The sequence below is a fragment of the Flammeovirga sp. AWQ4_249 genome (genome assembly GCF_056161045.1).
Genome location: NZ_JBSWYJ010000085.1, coordinates 1 through 7,298 on the forward strand (window position 1 = coordinate 1; position 7,298 = coordinate 7,298).

The following is a 7,298-nucleotide window of genomic DNA, read 5'->3' on the forward strand; positions in this document are numbered from 1 at the left end:
TTTCTTGTACGTCTTTTTCCCATAATGCAAAAATACTTGTTTTGATTAAAGGGGCTTAACTTACTCTCCGAGTAAATGTAGCTATTCCAACATCCTTATTTACTTTTACTAAAGGATAGAAAAAGCCAATGTTTTTTTGTGACTGAAGTTCAGTAACATCTAAATGTGTACTGATTAGTAAAAAAGAATTTTTATATAAGTTTACCGTTGAGAAAATTCGTTTGATCAACGTATAAGATTCTTCAGGATTAGTCGTATTGAATAATTCATCAAAAACACCAAAAACATTAAATTTCTTGGAATTATGAAGGAAAAAATCTTTCATTGAAAGTAATTCACTCATATAGTGACTTGATCCTATTTTATAATTATCAGTCGTATTAAAATTAATCGAATAGTATTCAAAAAAAGGAATACTTGAATTTTGAGCAGGTATTGGGAATCCGTGATTACCCAGAAAAACACAAATTGACAAAGCCTTTAAAAAAGTAGATTTACCACCCATATTTGCCCCTGTCAAAATATTAAGTCCATTCGTAAACCTAATGTTATATTTTTTTGGATTCTCTAATAAAGGATGATAAAATTCATTCAGATTTATATTTTTATCAAAGCTAGGAAGATGAAATTGTTTATTTTTTGATGATTTCGCTATAGAAATAAAACTTTCTAAGGTAAATAATGACTCCCAAAAACTATCATCTAATTGAAGTACTCTTTCTACAAACTTTATTTTACTTTTCTCTTGTTTGATAGGAACTGAAAGTGGTATTTGATTTATCTTTTTTAAAATAGGAATCATATATTCTTTCAATAATTCAATATCTTTCAACTGAATAAGCAGGTCTTTTAATTCACATAAAAAGTAAAAGGCAGCATTTACTGTAGTACTTTTTTCTTCTTTTATTTTTTTAGTAACCTTAAATAAAAAGGTACTATGGTAAAAAACATCATGTACTGAACATTTTGTAAGTTTAAAAGTGGCTTCAAAATAGATTTTATTATAATTATAATTTTTGAGAAATTGGTCATTCTTCATCAATGACTGAATGATCTTCTGTCTTCTTTTTATTTCATCAAAACTACAATTTGATTCAAGTAATCCCGCTATATAATTCTTCGTTCGATCATTAATTTTAGTATCAAAAATAGGTGTCAATTCTTCTCGTATTTTTAATTGATTGAATTTCATAATGCGTTAAATATGATGTAGTGAACTATAAAAATTAGTTTAATTTTAGAGAAGTAAACGTAAATCTATACTATAAAGAATTAAAGGTTTCGAATTCTATTAAAATGTCTACATCAGTTGCTACCCCTTGATGGTTTTTTAAATATTTCCCATCTGAATATATTCGACCTACAAAATGCTCTTTCTTGTCCATCCTATCGAAAACTTTACTGCTACCATCATTCATTTTGAATTTAATAAACCTATTTGCTGTTTTTGAAAATTGGTAGTTTTTTGATTGAAAATTATCGATTACTTGATTAGCATAATAGTCAAAATCAGATAACACCTCGTCTAATCCAGTCTTTGTATCATTTGAATAATCATCATACTCAGATTGGGATATAGAATAAAATACAATAGATTTTCCTTCTACAACTAACGTATCTTTATTGTATTTCTCAAATTGATCAGAAACAGTATCATCAACTGAAGTTAGCGTTGCGTGTTGGTCAATTTTCTCTTTACAACTAACTAATAAAAACAAAATCCCCAATACTATATTAAGGTGAAACTGATTATTTTTTTTAATAATGATACTCGTTTGCATGTTTTTATAGTTTACTTTTTCTAATCAGTAAAATACCCATTTTCATTTAATAAATCTCTCACTTCCATTAGTGCGAAACCTAGTAAATTTAATCCTCTCCATTGGTCAACATTTTTTGCTTGATCACTGTCTTTTGTCAAACCAATGCCCCAAATAATATCTACTGGACTTGCTTCTACCAATACCCTCTTTTGCGTATTTAATAGATATTCTCCAAAAGCTTTATTTTGACCAAATTTATGAAAGTTGCCTTTTTTTACAATTTCATAACGATGCTGTCGCCATATTTCTTCATCAAAATTTGATACCTTCCTACCTAAGTCTTTGGCTTCTCCAGGTTTTTGAGATTGAATTATTTTATGATAAATTTCTTCATCATTGAACAATTTGGCTTTTTGTGCCATCATCCAATGTTCAGTGGTTTTATAAGTAATGCCATCTATTTCAAAATCGCATTCAAACCATTGACTAAAACAGAAATTCCCTACTTCTTGATGAGGTGATTTTGTATGACCCCAGAAAAACAAAAATTTTATATTCTCTTGATTATCCTGTTTTTCTTGTAACCACTCATTACTATATTTTTGTATCATTCTTTGATTTTTATTTTAAAAAAATGGTATGTTTCCTTACTAAAAAATTAACTTTAAGTTCATTAGTCTGAAATTTATACTATTTAGTATTTATTTCAATAATTGCTCTTTTTTCATTAAAAAAACGTTGTCAAATTCAGTATTTTGTAATTAAAATTCTATCTACTTTTCTATCCCTATTTGAAAAAATAGAAGTAGGATTACCACTATCTATATCTTGATAATTGCCTATAGTTTGCTCATTTTTAATCATAAATTCAATACTATAACCTTTGGAATTAGTAATATATTCATATTCAGCATTAATCATATCTAACTCTATTTTTGAATCAGGATATTTTAAAAGGTAATCCGAAAGTGACATATTTATATGTATACTTTCATCAATGACAATGCTTTCATCAAGTACAATAATCCCTTTCAATTTTTTCCTATGACTTTCATTAAACCATAACGCATAAAGTTCAATGTTGTCTTTCATTACAATAATACAATTCTGTTCAGTATCAATTCCAAACTCGTATAATGGTCTAGAAGTTGTTTTATAATGATCTAATAAAACTTTTGCTTCCTCATATTCCATTCCAAGATAGAAGTCCCCTAAACCTCTTATTTCATTGAGATAAGACGAAAATGATGTAAGAACAAACATTATAATTCCTAGTATGCTTAGGTTTTTCATTTTTTATCAATCCTTAAAAGTTTTTGGTTTATTATTTTTAGTACTCTAAATATATGACTCACTATTAAATCGTAAACCAAGTTATATAGGCTAAACTATCTTTATAAATTTGTTCGTGTAAATAAAAATTATCTTCATATACCTTATTTTCAGTAATTGAATCAAGTGAAAAACTAACTTTTGAAGTCATTAATTTAGGGATTAAAATTCCTTCTTCAAGGTTGAAAGACACTTTCTCTTTCCTTAAAACATCAATTAATTTATCACCAATCTTAATCCCTGTTTTGGTTGAGAAGTATTCAGAGGATGTATGTAATCTAGAAATGATACTATCTCCCATTACATTTTCTCCAATGATGACTATTCCATCCTCAGACACTGTTTTATAACAATTCCATTCAATTCCTTCTGAGCCACATTCAAAGATTTTATGGCTTTTATTTTTTATAAATGAATCAATTGTTTCTTTTCCTTTGAGTACTTTACCGATGCCTCCTTCTGTAATAGTTGAGTCATTTGAAGGTAATTCTAGCATATCATAATAGGAAGATTCTTTCACTGACTTTTTACACCCCACTAACGAAATAGTAAGCGTAAAAAATAAAATAAAAATAGTACTTTTAAAGTTGTTCATTGGATGAAATTTGTTTGTTTAAATAATGTAATTTAGCAATTAAGATTGATGCATTATTCTGAATCAAAAATTCTTGAAATTTCTTCTAGTTGACCATTCCAAAGACCGAGATGACCTCTTTTGTTCATATTAAAAGTTCCTTCAATAAAGACGTATCTTTTATTGAGGTTTTCTTTTCTAATTTTGTTTATAAAATTTTCATCTACAGCTAACCATATTCCGTTACTGAATATATGATGTTCATAATCATCTTTATGTAGATAAATTGCATTGCCTTCAAATTCAATATTGATATAACCGATCATTCGAACCTTTTTCCCATGATACTGTTCAGGTGATGCAATCAACTTAATCAATGATATCGGGTAAACTGAAGTAGCTTCCCCCTTCTTTATATTTTCAGAAACATAAAATTCAGAATCATCTGTATCCTGGGAATAACAGATTTGAGTCACAGCTATAAGAGTCAATAGAAAAAATCCTTTCATAATAGTCGAGTATTGAAAACAATGTATGACGTTTTTTATTTTCTATAAATATAATGAGTCAATCAAATTAATCCTATTGATGATCCTAGGTAACCAATTCTGTTTATATTTTTATTACTTTTTCAACTTTTTCATTTTCAATATCAAAACATATAGTTTTAGCTTTGTACTTAGGATTATCTATTCCAGTGATAAGATTTGTATCAAAACTACTAAGCTCAAGAACTTTAAATTTCCTTTTAAATAAAGTCAACTCTCTTTTTAAGATATCAATCAGTAGGAGTTGTTGATAGGTCCCATTCCAAAAGTTGCTATTCCATTTCGGAATTGCCGCCCTTTCCCCCTTAGTATCCCAAATAGGTGGTCCAGCACACCAATTATCGATGAGTATTTTATTATTCTGAATAACCAAAAAAGTCTTTCCTCCTAAGGGAGCTCCCATTGCAATTTCAGATAAATCATCATATTCAATACTATAATTAGTAGCATTCGATTTCATCTGTTTATCTGAATTTCCAAAATCCCAAGCATTGGGAAATAAATTTTCATCTGCTTTCAATATATCTTCTTGCTTTGTCTAAAGTCAATTTTCTCTTAAAACTATTGTGTCCTTCATTCACTTCTAGATCATTTATTTTCATCGTATTATTATCATTACCATCTATGGTCATATTGATATAAACTGTGTACTTATCTGCCTCAATATTTTCTATAAAGAATGTGTTTTTTTTATTCAATTTTATATTCTCAAATTTATAATTGTGTAGTCCCCATTTATCCCAAAAGAAAATATATCCGCCTGAGGATAACATCGGTTTATTTGTCAAATATATTGAAGTTAAATTTTCGATCTCAAAATCTTTATCTGAATAAAGTTCTATATCTAAGTCTGAATCTTTTTTATCTTCACATGAACAAAGTATTATAGATATACAAAAAAGTAATTTTATTATTTTGGATTGAAGTAAATGTAAACTGTTAGGTATCATAATGAATTGTTTGGAGTAGTCATTTAAATTCGTTTTCTAATGAAAATTATATAACAAAGTAATAGATAATGAATAAGACAATGCCGAAAATGACCATAAGTTTTGTGTAGTTTACGTCATCTTCTTCCATTGCAGGCGTTTGATTTGTGTTGAAATTGTCTATTGGTTGTTGAATTGGTTTTGAGACTAAAATTTCAGCATTTTTATCCTCAACAATTGAATTGATAACTTCAACAATTGAAGTATGACCGTTATTTAATTTCTCAAAAACTTCATCGACTAAAATTTCGTATGAAAGTGATTCTTCAGGATCTTCTGGATCATACAAAATACCATACTCAGGGATGAAAAATAGCACTTCCTCACCCACTAAACAGAGGTCCAATTTTTTCGCAATCTCAAGTAGTTTATAGTATAACTCTAGATGTTCGTGTACATAACTTAATCTTAATGAAATAATCCCACCTTCGTTAAAATCAAAAAAATAAATCCAATCGTCATCAAAATAATAATATGCAACATCATGATTTTCCTCCGTTATTACTTTAATTGATTTGTCTCCATTTATTAATTCCTTTAGTGCTAAACCATAGTCATAATCCCATAAAAAGTCTTTCTTTTCTACATCTAATTTTTCAAAAAAAATAGTATTCGACATTTTTTGTTTGGAAGTTTATTTTTTAATTCAGTTCTAAAAATATATAATAATTATTATAAGGTTTCTCAGTTGTTCTTTTTCTTAGTGTGTTTTATCCCCTATAAAATTCTATATGTTCATTACTTTTGATGATTGCTAAAATTACATCAAACAACGTTTCGCCTTCTTCAATTTCTGCTAATTCAATTTCTTTCTTTAAGGATTCTTGGTTCGATGGATGGCATTTTTTTAATAATGATTTCAAATTGTTAATCGTAGCCTTGTATCCTAAATCATGCTGACTTTTTGAACTATTTATCCATTCCAATTTAATAGTTTCCTCATAATCGTGGATTCCGAACCCACCTTCCAAAACTTCGCTAAATGCATCCAAATTTCTACCAATTTTCCAATCTAACCCTTTGGTTAACTTCGATTCAACTTCATCATAAAAACCATCCATGGTCGAGAAGTTATTTCCGTTTATCTGAATTTCTTTCATTTTAATATTTGATGTATAACAAACGATATTTTTACATTGGTATGTATTACTTTTTTTTAATATTCTACCTAGAAGATTTATAATACTTTCTTATTTTTTATTACGACAAAACCTAAATTACTTCTTTTAACATCGGTATTATGTGCGTAGCATTTTTAATCTTGTCTGTTTCTTTATTAGAGAATGATATACATTTTAAGTAAATAATTAGTTAAAATTTTTACTGTAAAAAGACCTACTAAATAATCGAAAAATCCATCCTAATTTTCTCCTACAAGTTTGCATTTCAATGCTTCATCGCCATTGTTCAACTAGGGCTTAATTTTTGGCTTTTCAAACCAAACTAAGCCCTAATTATTGTAGCTAGTTATTTTTTATTTCTTAATTCATAATCCCCTAGCATACCACTTAGTTGAATTGTTTCCTCTTTATTGGTCATTCCGACTTGCTCTGCAACCACAATCATATCAGTAACATACTCGTATTCAATGCGACCTCTTATTTTACCTCTATTTAGAATCTTTTCTAATTTATTTTCTCTCTTGTAGTCGAGTTTCGCTTCATCTATCTTTTTCCAAAAATATTCGACTGTTTTGCCTGTCCCTTCCTGGAAATACGTAAAAACACGATTGATTGAATATTTCAAAGAAGCTAAGTTTCTAAATTGTGGCTCAGGGTTTAGACAGCTTTCTTTCCAATCGGCATAACAGGAGATAAAATGTTCTTGATGATTCTTTTCAAAATCAGAAGGACATTCTACTTTGAAAGCCTCGATTGCTATATCAATTGCAGCGGCTAATTTATTCGCCTCCTCCTGATATGTTCTTTTCTTTTTCATACAATTAGCTAGTAGAGTAGAGCCTGATAGCCCTCTCAGTTTAAATAATTATAAATGTAATCATTTTGAGAAAACTATCAGAACCCCCTTCATCAAACCGTACGTGAAGTTTTCCCTCATACGGCTTACCGATAGAATTCTTCATTGAGCTTTC

Annotated in this window: 11 protein-coding genes; all 11 read right to left on the reverse strand. The window is 28.5% G+C overall.

The window, feature by feature from the left end; genetic code table 11:
- Positions 1-55: 55 nt before the first annotated feature.
- Positions 56-1,192, reverse strand: a complete 1,137-nt coding sequence (locus tag ACXAHM_RS25920) for a MutS-related protein (protein ID WP_474966990.1) — start codon at positions 1,190-1,192, stop codon at positions 56-58.
- A 70-nt stretch (positions 1,193-1,262) separates the two neighbouring features.
- Entirely contained in the window at positions 1,263-1,781 is a 519-nt protein-coding gene (locus tag ACXAHM_RS25925; RefSeq protein ID WP_474966991.1) for a hypothetical protein, read from the reverse strand.
- Between the two features lie 20 nt (positions 1,782-1,801).
- Positions 1,802-2,374, reverse strand: a complete 573-nt coding sequence (locus ACXAHM_RS25930; RefSeq protein ID WP_474966992.1) for an NADAR family protein — start codon at positions 2,372-2,374, stop codon at positions 1,802-1,804.
- A 136-nt stretch (positions 2,375-2,510) separates the two neighbouring features.
- Complete coding sequence (locus tag ACXAHM_RS25935; protein ID WP_474966993.1) at positions 2,511-3,056, reverse strand: hypothetical protein; 546 nt, start codon at positions 3,054-3,056, stop codon at positions 2,511-2,513.
- Positions 3,057-3,120: 64 nt separating this feature from the next.
- Positions 3,121-3,690, reverse strand: a complete 570-nt coding sequence (locus ACXAHM_RS25940) for a hypothetical protein (protein ID WP_474966994.1) — start codon at positions 3,688-3,690, stop codon at positions 3,121-3,123.
- A 53-nt stretch (positions 3,691-3,743) separates the two neighbouring features.
- Entirely contained in the window at positions 3,744-4,178 is a 435-nt protein-coding gene (locus ACXAHM_RS25945) for a hypothetical protein (RefSeq protein WP_474966995.1), read from the reverse strand.
- A gap of 103 nt (positions 4,179-4,281) precedes the next feature.
- Positions 4,282-4,737: a hypothetical protein gene (locus ACXAHM_RS25950; RefSeq protein ID WP_474966996.1), complete on the reverse strand. Its 456-nt coding sequence runs from the start codon at positions 4,735-4,737 to the stop codon at positions 4,282-4,284.
- Positions 4,724-5,167 (reverse strand): hypothetical protein, encoded by a 444-nt coding sequence (locus tag ACXAHM_RS25955; protein WP_474966997.1) that lies wholly within the window; start codon positions 5,165-5,167, stop codon positions 4,724-4,726. Before ACXAHM_RS25955 ends, ACXAHM_RS25950 begins: the two co-directional genes overlap by 14 nt.
- Before the next feature lie 46 nt (positions 5,168-5,213).
- Positions 5,214-5,825, reverse strand: a complete 612-nt coding sequence (locus tag ACXAHM_RS25960; RefSeq protein ID WP_474966998.1) for a hypothetical protein — start codon at positions 5,823-5,825, stop codon at positions 5,214-5,216.
- A 91-nt stretch (positions 5,826-5,916) separates the two neighbouring features.
- Positions 5,917-6,306: a barstar family protein gene (locus tag ACXAHM_RS25965; RefSeq protein WP_474966999.1), complete on the reverse strand. Its 390-nt coding sequence runs from the start codon at positions 6,304-6,306 to the stop codon at positions 5,917-5,919.
- A 367-nt stretch (positions 6,307-6,673) separates the two neighbouring features.
- Positions 6,674-7,144: a hypothetical protein gene (locus ACXAHM_RS25970; protein ID WP_474967000.1), complete on the reverse strand. Its 471-nt coding sequence runs from the start codon at positions 7,142-7,144 to the stop codon at positions 6,674-6,676.
- Positions 7,145-7,298: the final 154 nt, after the last annotated feature.